Here is a 20,556-nt window from a genome sequence, read left to right as displayed (position 1 = left end):
TCTGCGTCAAGGAAATTAAAGTGCTGACGATCTACAACACGCTCACCAAGAGCAAAGAAGTCTTCAAGCCGCTGGATGGCAACAAGGTGCGCATGTACGTCTGCGGGATGACCGTGTACGACTACTGCCACCTGGGCCATGGCCGCAGCATGGTCGCATTCGACCTGGTGACCCGCTGGTTGCGGTTCAGCGGGTATGACCTGACCTACGTGCGCAATATCACCGACATCGACGACAAGATCATCAACCGGGCCAACGAGAACGGCGAGTCGTTCGAAGCGTTGACCGAGCGCATGATCGCCGCGATGCACGAAGACGAAGCGCGCCTGAATATCAAGAAGCCGGACATGGAGCCGCGCGCCACGGATCACATTCCGGGCATGCATGCGATGATCCAGACCCTGATCGACAAGGGTTACGCCTACGCCCCGGGCAATGGCGACGTGTACTACCGCGTCGGCAAGTTCATGGGCTACGGCAAGCTGTCGCGCAAGAAGGTCGAAGACCTGCGCATCGGTGCGCGGATCGAAGTCGACGAAGCCAAGGAAGATCCGCTGGACTTCGTGCTGTGGAAAGGCGTCAAGCCGGGCGAGCCGAGCTGGGAATCGCCGTGGGGCCCCGGGCGTCCGGGCTGGCACATCGAGTGCTCGGTGATGTCCACCTGCTGCCTGGGTGAGACCTTCGACATTCATGGTGGCGGCAGCGATCTGGAGTTCCCGCACCACGAAAACGAAATCGCCCAGAGCGAAGCGGCTACCGGCAAGACCTACGCCAATGCGTGGATGCATTGCGGCATGATCCGTATCAATGGCGAGAAGATGTCCAAGTCCTTGAACAACTTCTTCACCATTCGCGACGTGCTCGACAAGTACCACCCGGAAGTCGTGCGTTACCTGCTGGTGTCGAGCCACTATCGCAGCGCGATCAACTACTCGGAAGACAACCTCAAGGACGCCAAGGGCGCCCTGGAGCGTTTCTACCACGCGTTGAAAGGCCTGCCGAGCGTTGCCCCGGCTGGCGGCGAAGCCTTCGTCGAGCGTTTCACCACGGTGATGAACGACGACTTCGGCACGCCGGAAGCCTGCGCCGTGCTGTTCGAGATGGTGCGTGAGATCAACCGTCTGCGCGAGAGCGATCTCGATGCGGCGGCCGGTCTGGCGGCGCGCCTGAAGGAACTGGCCAGCGTACTGGGTGTGTTGCAGCTCGAAGCCGACGACTTCCTGCAGGCCGGCGCCGAAGGGCGTGTCGATGCCGCCGAAGTCGAGGCGCTGATCGCGGCGCGTCTGGCGGCACGTGCCGGCAAGGACTGGGCCGAATCCGACCGCATCCGCGACCAGCTCACCGCCATGGGCGTGGTGCTGGAAGACGGCAAGGGCGGCACGACCTGGCGTCTGGCTGACTGATTGCTGTGATTGCTGCAAACAAAACCCGCCTTGTGCGGGTTTTTGTTATTCCGCTGTTAAGGCGGTAGTTGCTTTTGCTCTGCGCGCAGGTCTTGATGTCTGACGCGGCCGACATGGACTGCAGTCTTTGTAGCGGGATTGGTCGGAGACGCTCATGGAATGGAGAAATCATGACAAACCACTATCGCGAACTCCTGACAACTCCGGGCGCAACGGGGTTGATGCTCGCGAGCGCTATCGCGCGATTGCCGCAGGCGATGATCGGCATTGGCATCATTACCATGTTGGTGGAGCAAACCGGTGTCTACTGGCTGGCCGGCGCAGTCGCCGGTACGTTTACCCTCGCCAATGCACTGATCGGCCCGTACATCTCGAAACTCGTCGATCAGCGTGGTCAGAGCCGCGTGCTGCCTGTCGTAACGACTTTCAGCATCGGCATGTTGCTGGCCCTGATCTTCGTCGTCCATATGAGCGCGCCGGCGGCGTTGTTTTTTATTCTGGCCGGATTGGCGGGCACGATGCCGAGCATGCCGTCGATGATCCGGGCACGCTGGACGCAATTGTTCCGGGGCAAGCCGCAGCTGCACACAGCGTTCTCTCTGGATTCGGTGTTGACCGAACTCGCTTACATCATCGGCCCACCCTTGGCGATCGGTTTGAGCGTCAGCCTTTTTGCCGAAGCCGGGCCGCTGGTCGCGGTCGGGCTGCTGGCCGTCGGGGTGACGGCATTTCTCCTGCAGCGTCAGACCGAGCCCAAGGTGGTTGTGGGCCATACAAGGCATATGGGTTCAACCTTGCTGATTCCCGGTGTTTCCACCATCGTTCTGGCATTGTTGGCGATGGGTGCAATTGGAGGATCGATCGATGTCGCGGTTGTAGCCTTCGCCAATGCGCAAGGCTGGCCTGCGTCTGCGACCTTCATCCTGGCCGCCTATGCGTTCGGGTCGCTGGTGGCGGGCCTGACGTTTGGTGCCTTGAGGGTTTCCCGGCCGATAGAAAAGCAGTTCTTTGCCGGGATATTGGTCACGGCAATCACAGGCGTATTGCCATTGTTCGCACCCGACGTTTATGTCCTCTGCGCGATGCTGTTTATCGCCGGCCTATCGTTTGCGCCAACGATGGTCGTGGTCATGAAACTGGGGACGATCATCCTCCCGCCGTCGAGGATCACCGAAGGGCTGACATGGATGTCCACCGGCATCAGCATCGGCGTCGCCCAGGGAGGTTTGCTCTCGGGTCTGATCGTTGATGCTTATGGTGCTCGGGCCGGGTTTGGCGTGGCGGTGTTCGCCGGGCTGGGGATGCTGACAGTGGTGTTGCTCGGGCTGCGTACATTGGGTGCGGTGTCAACCGCGAGTGTTGAACCGACCTGCCGCTGACATGCACCAAAGCGCAAAAAACAAAACCCGCCAAGTGCGGGTTTTGTTTTTTGCGCTGGGCCTTAGCTCAACAGACCTTTGCTGACCGCCACGATCAGGAAGACTCCGAGTACCGCGCGGTAAATCACGAAGGGCCAGGTGGAGAACCTTTCCAGAAAACGCATCAGGCCCCAGATCGCGAAAAACGCCGAGATACTGGCAATTACCAGCCCGAAAATCAGGTGCGCCCAGACTTGCGCCGGCAGTTGCGCATGGAACAACACCCACAACTCCTTCAACCCCGCCAGCGCGATGGCCGGCAAGCCGAGGAGAAAGGAGAAGCGTGCCGCCTCCTCACGTTTGAAGTTGAGGAACAGCGCCGCGGTCAACGTTGACCCGGAGCGCGAAACCCCGGGTATCAGCGCCCCGATCTGTGCAATACCGACGATCAGCGCATCGCGCAGACGCATTTCGCCGACGGTGCGGCGGTGGCGACAGGTGAGCTCGGCAATCGCCAGCAGCACCGCCATCACCACGCAGGAAACCCCGATCACCATCAAGCTGCGCAATGGCGAGTTACAGGCATTGAGCGTCGAGGACAAGGCGATGCCGGCAATGCCGATGGGGAGGGTCGCCAGTACGATCGCCACCGCGAGAATGAACCATTGATTGTTGAAATCCCGTTGTCGCACGGCCTCCAGACTACCGGTCGCGACTTGTCTCACGTCGCGCCAGAAATAACTGACCACCGCCGCCAGTGCGGCCAGTTGCATGGCCGCGGAAAACGCCGAGCCGGGATCCGGCCAGCCGAGCAGCGCCGGGACGATGCGCATGTGGGCGGTGGAGGAAACGGGCAGCAATTCGGTGATGCCTTGAATGATGCCGAGGAAACCGATTTGCAGGTAATCCAGCGAGGCGAAGCCGATATCAAGGCCGGTGGAACAGATGTTGGTCAAAGAACGTACCCTGTGAGGATCAGGAAGAAGGGAAGCCTGAAACATTTCGTCACAGTCTAATCGGTACGGTCAATGGCTGCAGTGAAGGGTTTTTTAGGGTGTCCGGACTGACCTTTTCGCGAACGGCCGTCAGCCTTCCGTCTGACGCAAGCGCTTGTAAAGGGTATTGCGGCTCACCCCCAACCGCCGTGCCAGACGGGAAATATTACCCCCGGCCGCCTTCAACTCCCGGCTCAACGCTTCGCCATCATTCAGATCGATTGCCAGGGGGGCCGGCGTATCCAGCGGCTCCATTTCCAGATCGACAAAGAAATCATCCGGCAGATGTTCGGGCCGTATCGGTTGCTCTTCAGCCATGGCCAGCGCCACCTGCATCACACTGCTGACCTGCCGCAGGTTGCCCGGCCACGGATGCCGATCGAACAATTCCAGCACTTCGCGGCTCAAACCCGCCCATTGTGTGGGTTCGCGATGCTGTTCCCACAAACGCTTGAACAGCGCTGGTCTGTCGCTGCGCTCGCGCAGCGGCGGCAGTTCCAGGGTCAGGCCGCCGATGCGGTAGTACAAATCCTCGCGAAAACGCCCCAGTTGTACCTGTTCGCGCAACGAGCGGTTGGTGGCGGAGATGATCCGCAGGTCCACCGGGAACAACTCGCTGCTGCCCACCGGTTGCACGCAACGCTCCTGCAACACCCGCAGCAGGCGGGCCTGGGTCGGCAGCGGCATGTCGCCGATTTCGTCGAGGAACAGCGTGCCTTTATCGGCCTTGCGGATCAGGCCGATGCTGCCTTTCTGGTTGGCGCCGGTGAAGGCGCCTTTTTCGTAGCCGAACAGCTCCGACTCCACCAGTTCGGCGGGGATGGCTGCGCAGTTAACGGCAATGAACGCCTGTTTGCTGCGGGAACTGGCCTGGTGCAGGGCTTTGACGAAGACCTCCTTGCCGACGCCGGTTTCACCGTGGATCAGCAGTGGAATGTCTTTTTCCAGCAGCCGTTCGGCCTGGCGCACAGCCTTTTCCACGCGACTGTCGCCGAAGTGCAGGGTGTTGAGGCTGATGCCTCTGGGTGAGGCAGGTTCGGGGGCTGCGGCAAACACCCGCGCCTGAACCGGTGCCTGTTTGGGCCGTTTCAACAGGCACTGGAATCGGTTGCGACCCGATGTCTGCAAGGAAAATGGCAAGCCGTCCGGCTGATTCAGCAACTCCAGCAATGACACCTTGAACAGACTTTCAACACTCACCCGTGACAGGCGCACGCCCAACAGATTGTCGGCCCGGCGGTTGGCAGAGAGCACCTGGCCACTCTCATCGAAGATCAGCAGGCCTGCCCATTGGCTGTCCAGGTTGTTCAGCCCGGTGTTGAAGGTCAGTTGAAAATGCTGGCCATGGAACAGGTTGAGGATCAGCCGGTTCTCCACGGTCTGGCTCATCATCTTGACCATGCCAAGGGTGTGCGAGGGTGGCAGGTAGCTGTCGCTGGACACATCGAGCACCGCGATGACCTTGCGTTCGGCGTTGAAAATCGGCGCGGCAGAGCCGGTCATGAACCGGTTGGCCTTGAGGAAATGCTCGTCATGCTCGATGTGCACCGCCTGTTCGCAGGCCAGCGCCGTGCCGATTGCATTGGTGCCGCTGGCGTGTTCCATCCAGCTCGCGCCGGCCTGAAAGCCCCGGGCCAGATTGGGCTCGATGAAGCGCTGGGTGCCCCAGGACGTCAGCACCTGGCCCTGATTGTCGGCCAGCATGATCAGGCAATTGGAGTTACTGAGGATGTTTTCGTAGTAGGGCAGTACTTCCTGATGGGTGGTCTGCACCAGCGAATGATGGCTGTCGAGCAACTGCGCGATGCCGGAGGCGGGCAACTGATCGAATGCCGGAGCGCTTTGATGCTTGAGACCGAAGGCCCGGCAACGGGACCAGGAGTCCTGGACGATGGCTTCATGGGAAAGCGGCGGGGCAGGTGCGGACATGGCAGTCAGCCTCTGAAAGCAGCGTTTTTATTGTTGTTATGAGATCCCGGCGGATCGAAAAAGCACCGGTAGAGTGTTGTTCACCATTGTTCATTGTCAATCGTTGAACTGTTCAAATGTGTTCAGCAATGAACGTTGTTTGCCTGTGTTTTCGGCGATTTTCGCGGCGAATCAATGGCTTGGGGTTTCTGGCACGAATGTCGCTCTACTGCACACATCGCTTGACTCCGATAATAAAAAGGCCGAGCCATGTCACTTACCCTGGAGCACGTCAGCCGCACCGTCGACGGCCAGACCTGGATCGACGATGCGAACCTGAAATTCGAACCCGGATCCTTCAACGTTTTGCTCGGACGCACGTTGTCCGGCAAGACCAGCCTCATGCGTCTGATGGCCGGTCTGGACAAGCCCGACAGCGGGCGCATTCTGATGAGCGGGGTTGATGTCACTCAGCGCCCGGTGCGTCTGCGCAACGTGTCGATGGTCTATCAGCAGTTCATCAACTACCCGACCATGACGGTCTTCGAGAACATCGCGTCGCCGCTGCGCCAGGCCGGGATGTCCAACGAGCAGATCCAGAGCAAGGTGCAGGACACCGCGAAGATGCTGCGCATCGAGAAATTCTTGCAGCGTTATCCGCTGGAGCTGTCCGGCGGTCAGCAACAGCGCACCGCCATGGCCCGGGCGCTGGTCAAGGATGCCGAGCTGATCCTGTTCGATGAGCCGCTGGTCAACCTCGACTACAAACTGCGCGAAGAGCTGCGTCAGGAAATGCGTGAGCTGTTCAAGGCGCGGCACACCATCGCCATCTACGCCACCACCGAACCCAACGAAGCACTGGCACTGGGCGGCACCACCACGCTTCTTCATGAAGGCCGGGTGATCCAGAGCGGCCCGTCGACCGAGGTCTATCACCAGCCGCAAACGGTGCTCGCGGCGGAATTGTTCTCCGAGCCGCCGATCAATCTGATGCCGGGACGCATTGCCGGTAACGAAGTGAGTTTCGCCAACTTCGTGCACTTCCCGCTGAACGTCGACCTGCGTCCGGTGGGTGAGGGCGAGTTCCGTTTCGGCGTGCGTCCGAGCCATATCTCGCTGGTGCCGAGCAACGACGACGACCTGGAATTGGCGGTGACCGTCGAGGTGGCGGAAATCAGCGGATCGGAAACCTTCCTGCACGTGCGCAACGAGCATTTCCTGCTGGTGCTGCACTTGCCCGGCGTTCACGAATACGACGTCGATGCACCGATCCGCATCTATATCCCGACCCATAAACTGTTTGTGTTCGATGCGCAGGGCCGTCTGGTGCAGGCACCGGGCCGGCGTGTCGCGAGGGTTGCCTGATGGCCGAAATCCGTTTGCAGCACCTTGCCCACAGCTACAGCAAAACCCCGGGCGGACCGGAAGACTACGCAATCCGCGAAATGGACCACATCTGGGAGCAGGGCGGTGCCTATGCCTTGCTCGGACCGTCGGGTTGCGGCAAGTCGACCTTGCTCAACATCATTTCCGGCCTGCTCAGCCCGTCTCAGGGCCATGTGCTGTTCGACGGCAAAGCGGTCAACGACCTGACCCCGGAAAAGCGCAACATTGCCCAGGTTTTCCAGTTTCCGGTGGTCTACGACACCATGACCGTGTTCGACAACCTGGCCTTCCCGCTGCGCAACCAGGGCCTGGCCGAGGCGAAAGTCCACAGCAAGGTGCAGGAAATCGCCGAAGTCCTCGACCTGCAGAATCTGCTGGGCAAGAAGGCACGCAACCTCACCGCCGACGAAAAACAGAAAGTCTCCATGGGCCGTGGTCTGGTGCGCGACGACGTTTCGGCGATTCTGTTCGATGAGCCGCTGACGGTGATCGACCCGCATCTGAAGTGGAAACTGCGGCGCAAGCTCAAGCAGATCCATGAGCAGTTCAACATCACCATGGTCTACGTCACCCACGATCAGCTGGAGGCCTCGACCTTCGCCGACAAGATCGCAGTGATGTACGGCGGTCAGATCGTCCAGTTCGGTACGCCACGGGAATTGTTCGAGCGGCCAAGTCACACCTTCGTCGGTTATTTCATCGGCAGTCCCGGAATGAACCTGATCGACGTGCAACCGCAGCCGGGCGGGGTGGGTTTCAACTCGACCCACCTGCCGCTGTCCGACGCGCTGCAACGGCATATCCAGCATGGACAGTGGAAAAACCTGAAGGTCGGCATCCGCCCCGAATTCGTTCATGTATGGGACGAGCCGTTCGACGACGCGATGCAGGCGCGGGTCGTACACGTCGAAGACCTCGGCACCTACAAGATCATGACGCTGGATCTGGACGGCGCACCGCTGAAAGTGCGTCTGGCCGAAGACAAACCAGTGCCGCAGGGCACGGCGTATATCAGTTTTCCGGCGCAATGGCTGATGGTCTATGCCGACGAGTTTCTGCTGGATGCCACCGACAGCGAGGTACAGCCATGAACAAGGTGCAGAACAACAAGGCCTGGTGGCTGGTGTTGCCGGTATTCCTGTTGGTGGCGTTCAGCGCAGTAATCCCGATGATGACCGTGGTCAACTACTCGGTGCAGGACATCTTCGACCAGTCCAGTCGCTACTTCGTCGGCGCCGACTGGTACAAGCAGGTGTTGCTCGATCCACGGCTGCACGACTCGTTGCTGCGCCAGTTCATCTATTCGGCGTGTGTGCTGCTGATCGAAATTCCACTGGGAATTGCCATTGCCCTGACCATGCCGACCAAAGGCCGCTGGTCGTCGGCGGTGCTGATCGTGCTGGCGATTCCGTTGCTGATTCCATGGAACGTGGTCGGCACCATCTGGCAGATTTTTGGCCGCGCCGACATCGGTCTGATGGGGTCAGGCCTGAACGCCATGGGCATCAGCTACAACTACGCGGCCAACACCATGGATGCATGGGTGACGGTGCTGGTGATGGACGTGTGGCACTGGACTTCACTGGTGGCGCTGCTGTGTTTCTCCGGGCTGCGAGCCATTCCCGATGTGTATTACCAGGCGGCGCGGATCGACCGGGCTTCGGCCTGGGCGGTGTTCCGCCACATCCAGTTGCCCAAGCTGAAAAGCGTGCTGCTGATCGCGGTGATGCTGCGCTTCATGGACAGTTTCATGATCTACACCGAGCCGTTCGTGCTGACCGGCGGAGGACCGGGCAATGCCACGACGTTCCTGAGTCAGACCTTGACCCAGATGGCCGTAGGCCAATTCGACCTGGGGCCGGCGGCAGCCTTTTCGCTGGTGTATTTCCTGATCATCCTGCTGGTGTCCTGGCTGTTCTATACCGCCATGACCCACAGCGATGCCAACCGCTGAGGCCCGGCCATGAGCAAAAGAAAGCTTGTTCCGTTGCTGCTTTACATCCTGTTCCTGCTGGTGCCGATCTATTGGCTGCTGAACATGTCGTTCAAAAGCAACACCGAAATCCTTGGCGGCCTGACGCTGTTTCCCCAGGATTTCACGCTGCACAACTACAAGGTGATCTTCACCGATCCGAGCTGGTACACCGGTTACCTCAACTCGCTGTATTACGTGAGCCTGAACACGGTGATTTCCCTCAGCGTGGCGTTGCCGGCGGCCTATGCGTTTTCCCGTTATCGCTTTCTTGGTGACAAGCACCTGTTCTTCTGGCTGCTGACCAACCGCATGGCGCCGCCGGCAGTGTTCCTGCTGCCGTTCTTTCAGTTGTATTCGTCGATTGGCCTGTTCGACACCCACATCGCGGTGGCGCTGGCGCACTGCCTGTTCAACGTGCCGCTGGCAGTGTGGATTCTCGAAGGGTTCATGTCCGGCGTGCCGAAGGAAATCGACGAAACCGCCTACATCGATGGCTACAGCTTTCCCAGATTCTTCGTGAAGATCTTTGTCCCGCTGATCGGTTCAGGGATCGGGGTAACGGCGTTTTTCTGCTTCATGTTTTCCTGGGTCGAACTGCTGCTGGCGCGCACGCTGACCTCGGTGAACGCCAAACCGATCGCGGCGGTAATGACGCGCACGGTGTCGGCATCCGGCATTGACTGGGGCGTGCTGGCAGCGGCGGGGGTGTTGACCATTCTGCCGGGCATGCTGGTGATCTGGTTTGTTCGCAACCATGTGGCCAAGGGCTTTGCCCTGGGCCGGGTCTGAGGAATCGATGATGGAATGGATGAGCTGGACCGTCCCGACGGCGGCATTTTTCATCGTGATCGGTTTGATCCTGGTGGGCATGACCACTTGGGAGTTGCGCTCGCCGAGCATCCTGCGGCGAGGTTTTCTGCCGATGGCCACCACCCGTGGCGATCGCCTGTTCATCGGTCTTCTCGGCAGCGCCTACCTGCATCTGCTGGTGATCGGCGTGACCGACTGGAGCATCTGGGTGGCGTCCGCGTTGTCCCTGGTGTGGCTGTTGGCTGTGATGCGTTGGGGCTAGTCGAATCGCTCGGCAATCTTGCTCCGAAAACCTAACAGGAGGTCTCTATGTTCGACAAAAACAATAAGCTGCGACATAGCATTTCATTGGCAGCCATGCTGGCACTCAGCGGTTTGAGCGCCTCCGCCTGGGCCGATGCCTACGAGGACGCGGCAAAAAAATGGATCGGCAGCGAGTTCAAGCCGTCGACCCTGACACCGGAGCAGCAACTTGAAGAACTGAAATGGTTCATCAAGGCTGCCGAGCCGTTTCGCGGGATGGACATCAAGGTCGTTTCCGAAACCCTGACTACTCACGAATATGAATCGAAGGTACTGGCCAAGGCCTTCAGCGAAATCACCGGGATCAAGCTCACCCACGACCTGCTGCAGGAAGGCGACGTCGTGGAAAAAATGCAGACGGTGATGCAGTCGGACAAGAACATCTATGACGGCTGGGTCAACGATTCGGACTTGATCGGTACGCACTTTCGCTATGGCAAGACCGAGTCGATCACCGACCTGATGGCCAACGAAGGCAAGAATTTCACCTCGCCGACCCTCGACATCAAGGACTTCATCGGCATTTCCTTCACCACCGCGCCGGACGGCAAGATTTATCAATTGCCCGATCAGCAGTTCGCCAACCTGTACTGGTTCCGCGCCGACTGGTTCGAACGCGCCGACCTGAAAGCCAAATTCAAGGAAAAGTACGGTTATGATCTGGGCGTGCCGGTGAACTGGTCCGCTTATGAAGACATCGCCAGATTCTTCAGCGAAGACGTCAAGGAAATCGACGGCAAGCGCGTCTACGGGCACATGGACTATGGCAAGAAAGACCCGTCCCTGGGCTGGCGTTTCACCGATGCCTGGTTCTCCATGGCCGGTGGCGGGGACAAAGGCATTCCCAACGGTTTGCCGGTGGACGAGTGGGGCATTCGCGTCGAGGACTGCCATCCGGTGGGCTCCAGCGTGACCCGTGGCGGCGACACCAATGGCCCGGCGGCGGTGTTCGCCACGCAGAAATACGTCGACTGGCTCAAAGCGTATGCACCACCGGAAGCGGCGGGCATGACGTTCTCCGAGTCCGGCCCGGTGCCGTCTCAGGGCAATATTGCCCAGCAAATCTTCTGGTACACCGCGTTCACCGCCGACATGACCAAACCGGGCCTGCCGGTGGTCAACGCCGACGGCACGCCGAAATGGCGGATGGCGCCGTCGCCGCGCGGACCGTACTGGGAGCAGGGCATGAAACTGGGTTATCAGGACGTGGGTTCCTGGACCTTCATGAAGTCCACGCCCGAGAAGCAGAAACTCGCCGCCTGGCTGTACGCGCAGTTCGTGACCTCGAAAACCGTGTCGCTGAAGAAAACCATCGTCGGCCTGACGCCGATCCGCGAGTCGGACATCAACTCGCAGGCCATGACCGACCTGGCGCCGAAGCTCGGTGGTCTGGTCGAGTTCTATCGCAGCCCGGCCCGGGTGCAGTGGACGCCGACCGGCACCAACGTGCCGGACTATCCGCGTCTGGCACAACTGTGGTGGAGCCACATTGCCGAAGCCGCCAGCGGCGACAAGACCCCGCAAGAGGCGCTCGACGGCCTGGCCAAGGATCAGGACGCGATCATGACCCGTCTGGAACGCTCCAAGGCCCAGGCCACCTGCGCCCCGAAAATGAACCCGGAACGCGATGCGCAATACTGGTTCGATCAACCGGGCGCACCGAAACCGAAACTGGCCAACGAGAAACCGAAAGGCGAGACCGTGAGCTACAACGAACTGCTCAAGTCGTGGGAGGCGGCACGCCAGTAAGCGTTTTTGCAGGACGGGACGGCACCTTCGGGTGCCGTTTTTTTCAACCCTCGATTTCACGTTTCACCGCCCGGCGCACAGCTTTGAGAATGGCGCTTTCGAACGCGTTATGCCCGGCCTGCAGCAAACGGCAGTGAATGTTCATGCGCTGCCTGAGCCAGCGCACGCTGGCCATGCCGAAGGGATCGCCGATGCCCTGGATCAGCAGGGTATTGTCATCGAGGATCAGGTGCTGGTCCTTCGGCTGGAAGAAATAGCCGTGCAGGTGGTAATGCAGCTCCAGACGTATGGCGAGCACCGCTTCCTGATCGACGAAGCGCTCCAGTGTGCCGGCGCAAACGCTCTGTCCCGTACGGCGCAAAACAGCATTCAACCATTCGATGGCGGCTTCTCGTTGTTGCGACGGGCGGCCTTCGCCGAGTACACGGAAAATGTCCCTGGCGCTCCGGCCTGATACAGATTGTTGCGTGAGTGCCTGGTCGTAGGCCCGGACATTGGCCGAGAAAGGCACGAACACCGAAACCAGTGTGGTTTTCAGCAGGTGGCGGGGATAGCGCTGCTGGTACTGGATTGCCAGCCAACTGCCCCAGGAAACGCCCAGCACACTGATTTTTCTGAAGCCGAAGTGCTGGCGCAGAGCGTCGATGTCTTCCACGCAGAGCCCGGTGAAGTTGTCGCGCAGTTCACCATAGGGCGTCGAGCGCCCGCAGCCGCGTTGGTCGAACAGGATGATATCGAAATGACGCAGGTCGAAGAATTCCAGGTGATGGCGGCTGATTCGCCCGCCAGGGCCGCCATGCAGGAAAAACACCGGCTCGCCACCCGTGACGCCATGTCGTTCCCAATAAAGTTGGTGACCATCGTCGGTCGAGTAAAAGCCTCTGCCTTGCGGGGAAAACGTCATGCTTTCGCGACCTTCAGGCAATAGAACTGGAACAGTTCCATTTTTCCCGGACGCGCTGCAACGCTCGATTCCAGCTGCAGGTGGTGGGTGGCGGCGAGCCAGGTAACGGGAATCAGCACCGGGGTGTGACCGAAAACGAGGATTGTGCCGCCAGGCTTGACGCAACGGATGAGCGACTCGAATGCGGCCCGGGCTTCTCGGCGGGTCAAGACTTCGGCGTTCAGGAAACGCAGTATCAACACATCGCAGTGAATGCCCGCATCAAAGGCTTCAATCGCATCGAGCAAGCGGAACTCGACACGGGTGCCCCTGTGAACTTGTCTGGCGTGTTCGATCATCGAAGCCGAGCGGTCGCTCCCCAGAAACAGACAGTCCGGCAGCGCACGAGCGAGACGGGTAATGAACTCGCCGGTCGAACAGGCCGGGTCGTAGATCATTGCGCCGGATTCGGTGTTTGCCTGAAGCAGCCCCGCGCAATGTTCGCGCAGATGTTGTTCATCGTCGTTCAACTGATCGACCAGAGATTCACTGCATTGCCAGAAATCATCCGGGCAGACCGCTTCCCGGCCGCAGGCGTCAAGCACCGGAAACGGGAACACGATCTCGCTGTCAGCCTGACGCAATGCGCGCTCGAAGGTCTGCGCTTTTCGTTCGGCAGAAACCGCTCGAAAACCGATCGACAAACCCTCGTCACCCCACAACGAATGAAGATGGGGGCCCAGCAGCATGTCGGGCTTGAGTACGCTTGTGGCCTGCCATCGAAAATGCCGATCACGTTGCACAAGCTTGCGGCCAACCCAGACCTCGTCGTTCATTTGCAGGAAAAAAACATGATGCAGCCCGCTGCCGGGTGGTTCGATGTACTGGCCGATATCGCCATTCACGTTCAGGTGAAGGTCCATGGCGCGGGCCAATGCCAGTTCCCGGGTACGATCGAGTCGGTTCATGCGGCGGTTCTCTTCAGTGTGCGGCCCCGGGTCTGCGGAATGGCCACGTTGCCGCTGGAAACCACGAAGAAGCGCTCCAGCCCGGGGATCACCACGTTGACCAGGGTTGTGCCAAGCGCGGTTTGCTTCAGTATCGAAGCCCCCAGCGTGCGGCCGTGGTTCTGCAGATCCCGGGTCAGCAGGCTCAGCTGCCGGGCCACGGTCAGGTCTTCACCGGGGGCGGGCAGCTTCATCTCGTGTTGAGCGCAGCGATGCAGCAAGGTCTGCAGATCGAAGCGGGCGCAGCGCAACAGGCGCGGAAAGGGCTGCAGGTTGCGCAGTGCATTGTTCAGTTGCCGTTGGTACTCGGGCTCGGCGGTGCTGAGCTGCAGTTGCACCAGTTCAGTGAGTGCCCGCCAGGCTGCATGACGCGGGTCGAGAGAGCTGCCGCTGCCGAACACCTGTGGAAGGGCTCCCGGTTTTGTCGTGAACGCCAGAAAGGTTCGCGCCTTGAACTCGCTGCTGATATCGACCAGTACGATTTCACCGCCGATTTCCTGTTCGGCATCGTTCCACAGACGGCCGAGCTCGTCGGCACCCTCGAGGCGGGCGACCCGTCGCAGGGGCGGAAAGTTCTCGTAGTAGAAATGGTCGAGCAGAAACAGTGACACGGCATCGCGCTCGATGCATTCGTTGGTAGCGTGCAACAGCGCTTCGCTGCAAGTGGCACCCACGGCGGTGCCGCTGTTGCTGGCATAACGTTGCACGGCGCGGCAGTCGGCCATGTCCGTTGACGAACAGGGACGTGTACCGTTGGGCGACGTCAGTGCAACCGGATAGGAAAACAGGTCTTGCCCCGATGGACTGACATAGCGCCGGCAGCGGATGCGCCTGTTTCGTTGGCAGGTCAGCCGGTGCAGAAGCGAATCATCGGCAAAGATTGGCGTGTCGTTGAAATAGTGCCCCGTCTCGAGGTGTCCGTCGGTGGCCGGTCGTTCATCCGTCCAATAATGCTCGAGGGCCTCATACAGCGCGCCCAGATGAGCCTGATCCGCATAACCCTTGCCCCAGCCACGGGCACGGCGCTGGGCGCTGTCGTAAAGACTCGCCTGAACGGCAACGACGTTGGTGCCGATCGTGCTGGTCTTCGGCGAAAGGCCCAGGCGTGAAAGCTCTGTTTGAATACGTTGCGCTGCCTGATCGGCCGTGAGCTCACGCTCGGCCATCCTTGTCTTGTCCATGATTTCCATCCTGAAAGTCCGCAGGGGCGCGACGCCCCTGCGGGTCCTGTCACTCGGCGTTCAGTTCCGCCTGCTCTTCCTCGGTCAGTTGCAGTGCTTCGATCTGCTCTGGTGAAGGGGTTTGCTGTTCGTCCAGCTCATCGATCGGGTTGGCGTTCCAGCTGCCGATGTAGCCCATGGTGTGTCTCCTTGGTTGTTATTTGGATGTGCCGTTGCAGGCACGAGCCGAATCTAGGAGGGCAGTGATGGCGGGGTCAAAAATGTCGGGAGGTTTCCATCGACGGTTTTTATCCGTGTCGAAATACGTACTGATAAATCGTCGATTGACGCTTCAGAAACAGCGGAGGGATGCGTTCTAACGAGTTTTGGCGCAGAACCAGTGAGAGAAGTGGGCACCTGGACAATAAGGATTGGCGATGTTTTGTTTCCCGTCTTCGTCAGACGTTTCATCGCGAAGCCAAAGTAAAATCCCGTCCAAGGGGCTCGGTGACGTTGTGGCGTTATTGTGCGGTGACTTTTCGTACAGAGATGGAGAAAAAACCGCACAAATCTGCCTGAAGGCTTTAACGCTTTAACGCTTTAACGCTTTAACGCTTTAACGCTTTAACGCTTTAACGCTTTAACGCTTTGGCGCAAAAGCGGGGAATACCAGACTGAATACCGTCATTGCCCCCGGATGGCTTTGCACCTGAGCAGTGCCCTGATGCAGGCTCATGATCGAACGCACGATGGCCAGGCCCAGGCCGGTGCTGCCCTGTGAGCGGGTGCGGCTGCTGTCGACCCGGTAAAAACGGTCGAACAGATACGGCAGGTGTCGGGCTTCGATGCCGGCGCCGGGGTTGCTGACCCGCAGCGTTACCTGAGTTGGCGCCTGTTCGATGAACAGCGAAACGGTTTTACCGGGCGGGCAGTGGCGCAAGGCATTGGAGAGCAGGTTCGATATCGCCCGCTGGATCATCAGCCGGTCACCCGAGACCCGAGCGCTGCCGACCACCTTGAGCTGGATCCGTTTTTCTTGCGCCGACAGAGAAAACAGCTCGGCGACCCTGAGCGCCTCGTCCTGCAGTGCTATGGCTTCGAACGATGCGTGCGCCATTGGCTGGCTGGCCTGGGCCAGAAACAGCATGTCCGAGACTATCCGCGCAACACGTTCCAGTTCCTCGGTGCACGACACCAGCACATCCTTGTATTCCCCGACCGGGCGCTCCCGTGACAGCGTGACCTGGGCCTTGCCCATCAGGTTGTTGATCGGTGTGCGCAGTTCATGGGCCAGGTCATCGGAAAATTGCGACAACTGCTGCACGCCGCTGTCCAGACGATCGAGCATGACGTTGATACCGTGTGCCAGTTCGCTCAATTCCTGAGGCATGTTCACCCCCGATAGCCGATGGTCGAGGTCCTGTGTGGTGACCCTGGCCGCCACCTTGCGAAACTCCCGCAGCGGCGCCAGTCCGCGCTGCACCGCGCCCCATGCGGTCAGGCCGATGAACACCAGCAGCAACGGCAGCGCGATCAGCGTCGAACGCAGATAGGCGCTGAGCAAGGCCTGGTCGTGAGCATTGTCCATCGACAGCAGCACCGGCACGCTGCTGCCACCCTTCAGGCGAATCAGCTTCGAGGCGGTCAGGAACTTCACCCCGTTCTCATCGGCGCTGGCGCTGTAGGTCAATCGATCGCTCGTCAGCCGGAGCGCTTTCAATTCAATCCGTGGGTCCGTCAGTCCCGAACCGGATTTGAGCAGGGGCGTGCGCAAATTGCCCCGGTCATAGATCGTCAGTGTCAGGTTGTCATGCCCCATGACCTGATCGAGCAGAATGTGCGGCTTGCCACTGACTTCATTGGCATCGACGTACAGCGACAGGCTGTGTTCGACCTGCGCCATCTTCTTTTCCAGGCTGTCGCGGGACAGCGCATTGAGCTCATGGGTCAGCGCGAAGTAGGCGAGGATCGCCAGGAACACCACCAGCAGCGCACCGAGAATGCTGACGATCAGGCCCAGTCGCAGCGACAGGCTGGCCGGCTTCATTCCCGGGCCTCCAGCACATAACCCACACCGCGCAGGGTGTGGATCAGTTTGCTGTCGAACGGGTCGTCGATCTTCGCCCGCAAGCGGCGGATCGAGACTTCGACCACGTTGGTGTCGCAGTCGAAATTCATGTCCCACACCAGCGAGATGATCTGGGTGCGGGTCAGCACTTCGCCGGACTGGCGCATCAGCAGATGCAGCAAAGCGAATTCCTTGGTGGTCAGGTCGATGCGCTGCGTGCCGCGAAATGCCCGGTGACGGCCCGGGTCGAGTTCCAGATCGGCGACCCTGAGTACCTGCGGCACCGGGATGTTTTCGCTGCGGCGCATCAAGGTGCGCACCCGGGCCAGCAGTTCCGGGAATTCGAACGGCTTGACCAGGTAGTCATCGGCGCCCAGATCCAGCCCCCGGATCTTGTCCGCCAGGCGACCGCGTGCAGTGAGCATCATCACCCGGGTGGAGTGAGTGCGCCGCAGTTGTTCAAGTACGCTCCAGCCGTCGAGTTCCGGCAGATTCACATCCAGAATGATCAGGTCATAAACCTGTTGTTGCGCCAGGTGCAAACCGTCAGCGCCGTTAACGGCGTGGTCCACGATATAACCACTTTCGGTCAGACCCTGATGCAAGTATTCGGCAGCTTTAAGCTCGTCCTCGACGACAAGGATTCGCATGATCTTTCACCACTTTTATTCAATGGATATTTAATTAAGGTGGCCCGGAAAGTTGTTGTTTTTGTGAGGTCTTCCGGACGGTTTCTGTTACTGGATGGCGTGCAAGGTAAAGGCTGTAGTGGCTACAGAGTCAACGTTTAAGCCCTTTAAACCGGTCGTCCGCGACAGCCTGTCGCAGCAGGAAAGTGGTTTTTTCACGACTTCGAATTCGGCAAGTGCTGTTCGGCAGATAACTAACCAGTATTTGTTTCCATGTGTTGCTATAACGCCATTTGAATCCGGAATCCTAGAGCAAAACAACTTCGATAAACCGTGGATAACGGATTTGTAATTTTCCAGTCACCTTGTCGATAAGTTCAAAACCCTACCGTGGCGCAATCAAAGATTCTTGATTGAAGGAAGTCTTCCATTGCCCGGTTTAATAGAACGGACGGCGTGCTCACGCCTGAAAAAAACCGCCAGCGGCCTCTTGTTGCTGGCCTGTACAAGCCTTGCCAGTGCATCGACCCTGACCCTCGATCAGGCTCTGCAATCCGCGTTTGCGGGTAACCCGGAGCTGGCCGCCGCGCAATGGGAAATCGGCATTGCCGAAGGTGATCGCAAACAGGCCGGTCTGATGCCCAATCCCGAAGTTTCGTGGGAGGCCGAAGACACTCGGCGCCAGTCGCGCACCACCACGGTGATGCTCAGCCAGCCGATCGAACTGGGCGGCAAGCGTGGCGCCCGGATCGACGTCGCCAGCCGTGCGCAGGAGGCCGCCGGCCTCGAGTTGGAGCGCAAGCGCAATGCTTTGCGCGCCGACGTGATTCAGGCGTTCAACGCGGCGCAAACCGCACAGCAACGTTTGCAACTGGCCCGGCAGTCGCTGCAACTGGCCGAACACGGTTTGCGTGTGGCCCAAGGGCGGATCGAGGCGGGCAAATCGTCGCCGGTGGAAGGCACGCGGGCGCAGGTGCAGCTCTCGGAAGTACGCCTGGAGCTGAGTCGCGCCGAGCGTGATCAGGCCAATGCGTACCAGCAACTGGCGCAAGTCATGGGCGCACCGTTGCCGACTTCGACCACGGTGCAAAGCGCTGCTCCAGGCCTGCCAAGCGTCCCGCCGCCGACCCGTTTGCTTGAGCGTCTGAACGAGACCGCTGAACTGCGTCTGGCGAAATTGCAGATCGACCAGCGCGAAGCATCGCTGGGACTGGAAAAGTCCCAGCGGATTCCCGATCTCACCGTCAGCATCGGCAGCCAGTACAGCGAAACCGAGCGTGAGCGGGTCAACGTGGTCGGGCTGTCGATGCCGATTCCGTTGTTCAACCGCAATCAGGGCAATGTGCTGGCGGCGGCGCGGCGTGCCGATCAGGCACGGGACCTGCGCAACGCCACCGAGTTGCGCCTGCGCACGGAAGTCCAGACCACCCTTGAGCAATGGCAGACCGCCAACGGCGAAATCCGGACGTTCGACCAGACCATCCTGCCCGCCGCGCAACGTGCGGTGGACAGCGCCACGCGCGGTTTCGAAATGGGCAAGTTCGGCTTCCTCGACGTGCTCGATGCCCAGCGCACGCTGATCAGCGCTCGCAGCCAATACATCCAGGCGGTGAGCGAGGCCACCGACGCCCGGGTTCGCATCGAACGCATTTTTGGCGACCTCGGTGACAACCGTTGAATTTCAATTTTCTGATCACTGCGCGACGGCACGGCGCAGAGGAGTTTCCATGGATAAAAAACTGATTGTGATCGCTGCGGCGTCTCTGGCGCTGGGCATTGGCGTCGGCTCGATGTGGGCAGGCAACGCAAGCATCGACGCCCACGCCGATGACGCTTCGGAACATGCCGATCACGCCGGAGAAGGCGTTGGTGCTGAAGAAGGGCATGGCGAAGAAGGGCACATCGAACTGACTGCCGAGCAAATCGCAGCGGCAGGGATTCAACTGACCGCAGCCAAAGCACAGACCATCAGCCTCGGCCTGCCATTCCCCGGTGAAGTGCGCTTCGACGAGGACCGCACCGCGCACGTGGTCCCGCGGGTACCGGGGGTGGTCGAGTCGGTGTCGGTCAATCTCGGGCAGTCGGTCAAGAAGGGCCAGTTGCTGGCCGTGATCGCCAGTCAGCAGATTTCCGATCAGCGCAGTGAACAGGCCGCCGCGCAACGGCGCCTCGCACTGGCGCGTACGACTTACGAGCGCGAGAAAAAATTGTGGGAGGACAAGATCTCCGCCGAACAGGATTTTCTTCAGGCCCGTCAGGCCCTGGAAGAAGCTGAAATCGCTGTGAACAACGCTCGGCAAAAGATCAGCGTGCTCAGTGGCAGCGTGGTCGCTACCGGGGGTAATCGCTATGAACTGCGGGCACCGTTCGACGGTGTGGTGGTGGAAAAGCACCTGACGCCAGGGGAAGTGGTTGATGAAACCACGGCGGCTTTTACGCTCTCGGATCTGTCGCGAGTGTGGGTGACGTTTGGCGTCTCACCCAGGGATCTGGCCAAGGTGCAAGTGGGCATGCCTGTCACTGTCAGCGCGGCGGAGTTGAAAGCTGAAGTGCCCGGCACTGTGGCCTACGTCGGCAGCCTGCTCGGCGAACAGACCCGCACCGCGACCGTGCGTGTCACCCTGGAAAATCCGCAAGGCTCATGGCGTCCCGGCTTGTTTGTTACTGCGCTGGTCGCTACTGACAGCCGTCAGGCCAAGGTCGCCGTACCGGAAACCGCGATCCAGACCGTCGAGGACAAACCCACGGTGTTCATCCGCACCGACGACGGCTTCAAGGCGCAAGCGGTGGAGCTGGGCAGTCGCGCGGCGGGGCAGGTGGAAGTCACCGCCGGGCTGGAACCGGGCGTGCAAGTCGCCAGCGCCGGCAGCTTCGTCCTCAAATCGGAGCTGGGCAAAGCCTCGGCCGAGCACAGTCATTAAT

18 protein-coding genes are annotated in these 20,556 nt (G+C 60.0%); 10 read left to right on the top strand and 8 right to left on the bottom strand.

Going from position 1 to position 20,556, the window contains the following annotated elements; genetic code table 11:
• Positions 1 to 20: 20 nt before the first annotated feature.
• Positions 21 to 1,403: a cysteine--tRNA ligase gene (gene cysS / locus NWV16_RS17675; RefSeq protein WP_260520099.1), complete on the top strand. Its 1,383-nt coding sequence runs from the start codon at positions 21 to 23 to the stop codon at positions 1,401 to 1,403.
• Positions 1,404 to 1,573: 170 nt separating this feature from the next.
• Positions 1,574 to 2,782 carry an MFS transporter gene (locus NWV16_RS17670; RefSeq protein WP_260523550.1) on the top strand — a complete coding sequence of 403 codons (1,209 nt, stop codon included), beginning with the start codon at positions 1,574 to 1,576 and terminating at the stop codon, positions 2,780 to 2,782.
• A 62-nt stretch (positions 2,783 to 2,844) separates the two neighbouring features.
• Here the strand turns inward: NWV16_RS17670 and NWV16_RS17665 are convergent, their stop codons facing one another.
• Positions 2,845 to 3,717, bottom strand: a complete 873-nt coding sequence (locus NWV16_RS17665; RefSeq protein WP_260520098.1) for an undecaprenyl-diphosphate phosphatase — start codon at positions 3,715 to 3,717, stop codon at positions 2,845 to 2,847.
• A gap of 129 nt (positions 3,718 to 3,846) precedes the next feature.
• Positions 3,847 to 5,685 (bottom strand): sigma-54-dependent Fis family transcriptional regulator, encoded by a 1,839-nt coding sequence (locus NWV16_RS17660; RefSeq protein ID WP_260520097.1) that lies wholly within the window; start codon positions 5,683 to 5,685, stop codon positions 3,847 to 3,849.
• 249 nt (positions 5,686 to 5,934) lie between these two features.
• Here NWV16_RS17660 and NWV16_RS17655 point away from each other — a divergent pair, with 249 nt between their 5' ends.
• The 6 genes from NWV16_RS17655 to NWV16_RS17630 are packed head-to-tail and all read left to right on the top strand — an operon-like array spanning position 5,935 to position 11,887.
• Complete coding sequence (locus NWV16_RS17655; protein WP_260520096.1) at positions 5,935 to 7,029, top strand: ABC transporter ATP-binding protein; 1,095 nt, start codon at positions 5,935 to 5,937, stop codon at positions 7,027 to 7,029.
• Positions 7,029 to 8,141, top strand: a complete 1,113-nt coding sequence (locus NWV16_RS17650; RefSeq protein WP_260520095.1) for an ABC transporter ATP-binding protein — start codon at positions 7,029 to 7,031, stop codon at positions 8,139 to 8,141. The genes NWV16_RS17655 and NWV16_RS17650 overlap by 1 nt, the downstream gene beginning before the upstream one ends.
• A complete protein-coding gene (locus tag NWV16_RS17645) occupies positions 8,138 to 9,004 on the top strand; it encodes a carbohydrate ABC transporter permease (protein WP_260520094.1) in 867 nt (288 codons plus the stop codon). The genes NWV16_RS17650 and NWV16_RS17645 overlap by 4 nt, the downstream gene beginning before the upstream one ends.
• A 9-nt stretch (positions 9,005 to 9,013) precedes the next feature.
• A complete protein-coding gene (locus NWV16_RS17640; protein ID WP_065258299.1) occupies positions 9,014 to 9,814 on the top strand; it encodes a carbohydrate ABC transporter permease in 801 nt (266 codons plus the stop codon).
• A 10-nt stretch (positions 9,815 to 9,824) separates the two neighbouring features.
• Entirely contained in the window at positions 9,825 to 10,097 is a 273-nt protein-coding gene (locus NWV16_RS17635) for a DUF2160 domain-containing protein (protein ID WP_065258298.1), read from the top strand.
• 47 nt (positions 10,098 to 10,144) lie between these two features.
• A complete protein-coding gene (locus tag NWV16_RS17630; protein ID WP_260520093.1) occupies positions 10,145 to 11,887 on the top strand; it encodes an ABC transporter substrate-binding protein in 1,743 nt (580 codons plus the stop codon).
• A gap of 43 nt (positions 11,888 to 11,930) precedes the next feature.
• Here NWV16_RS17630 and NWV16_RS17625 read toward each other — a convergent pair whose 3' ends face one another.
• The 6 genes from NWV16_RS17625 to NWV16_RS17600 form a co-directional block, all read right to left on the bottom strand.
• A complete protein-coding gene (locus NWV16_RS17625) occupies positions 11,931 to 12,791 on the bottom strand; it encodes an alpha/beta fold hydrolase (RefSeq protein ID WP_260520092.1) in 861 nt (286 codons plus the stop codon).
• Positions 12,788 to 13,738, bottom strand: a complete 951-nt coding sequence (locus NWV16_RS17620) for a trans-aconitate 2-methyltransferase (RefSeq protein WP_260520091.1) — start codon at positions 13,736 to 13,738, stop codon at positions 12,788 to 12,790. The genes NWV16_RS17625 and NWV16_RS17620 overlap by 4 nt, the downstream gene beginning before the upstream one ends.
• A complete protein-coding gene (locus tag NWV16_RS17615) occupies positions 13,735 to 14,958 on the bottom strand; it encodes a YcaO-like family protein (protein ID WP_260520090.1) in 1,224 nt (407 codons plus the stop codon). Before NWV16_RS17615 ends, NWV16_RS17620 begins: the two co-directional genes overlap by 4 nt.
• A gap of 49 nt (positions 14,959 to 15,007) precedes the next feature.
• A complete protein-coding gene (locus NWV16_RS17610; protein WP_260520089.1) occupies positions 15,008 to 15,136 on the bottom strand; it encodes a hypothetical protein in 129 nt (42 codons plus the stop codon).
• A gap of 441 nt (positions 15,137 to 15,577) precedes the next feature.
• Positions 15,578 to 16,984 (bottom strand): heavy metal sensor histidine kinase, encoded by a 1,407-nt coding sequence (locus tag NWV16_RS17605; protein WP_260520088.1) that lies wholly within the window; start codon positions 16,982 to 16,984, stop codon positions 15,578 to 15,580.
• On the bottom strand, positions 16,981 to 17,655 hold the full coding sequence (locus NWV16_RS17600) for a heavy metal response regulator transcription factor (RefSeq protein WP_260520087.1): 675 nt from the start codon (positions 17,653 to 17,655) through the stop codon (positions 16,981 to 16,983). Before NWV16_RS17600 ends, NWV16_RS17605 begins: the two co-directional genes overlap by 4 nt.
• A 409-nt stretch (positions 17,656 to 18,064) precedes the next feature.
• On the opposite strand from NWV16_RS17600, the gene NWV16_RS17595 reads away from it, so the two are divergent.
• Both NWV16_RS17595 and NWV16_RS17590 read left to right on the top strand, forming a co-directional pair.
• Positions 18,065 to 19,312: a TolC family protein gene (locus NWV16_RS17595; protein WP_260520086.1), complete on the top strand. Its 1,248-nt coding sequence runs from the start codon at positions 18,065 to 18,067 to the stop codon at positions 19,310 to 19,312.
• Positions 19,313 to 19,361: 49 nt separating this feature from the next.
• Positions 19,362 to 20,555: an efflux RND transporter periplasmic adaptor subunit gene (locus NWV16_RS17590; RefSeq protein WP_260520085.1), complete on the top strand. Its 1,194-nt coding sequence runs from the start codon at positions 19,362 to 19,364 to the stop codon at positions 20,553 to 20,555.
• Position 20,556 lies beyond the last annotated feature (1 nt).

Origin of the sequence: Pseudomonas sp. BW7P1, assembly GCF_024981055.1 — a bacterium.
In the GTDB taxonomy this organism is placed as follows: domain Bacteria; phylum Pseudomonadota; class Gammaproteobacteria; order Pseudomonadales; family Pseudomonadaceae; genus Aquipseudomonas; species Aquipseudomonas bananamidigenes.
This window is presented reverse-complemented; position numbering and strand designations above follow the sequence as displayed.